Genomic DNA, 215 nt, shown 5'->3' on the forward strand with positions numbered 1-215 from the left:
GTACCCACCACACTGGCGTTGTTGGCCGGCGAGAGCACGCTGGCAGTCAGGGTAGCGCAGCTTGCTCCCAAATCTAGTCCTGCGTAATTCTGTGGACCAGGTGCTGTTCCATGCCAGGAATTTGTTACCAGGCCATCAAAAGCAATAGCATAGCCGTAATTGACCGGATCGTTGTTATAAGCCTGTGGCGATCCAAATTTTGTCCCGGTCAGTTT

Annotated in this window: 1 protein-coding gene; it reads right to left on the minus strand. The window is 52.6% G+C overall.

The features are described from left to right. The coding region (locus AC2YIT_RS32280) for a hypothetical protein (RefSeq protein WP_487281961.1) at positions 1-215 on the minus strand (215 nt) is incomplete at both ends.

It is taken from the genome of Dyadobacter sp. SRI_021, from assembly GCF_057586235.1.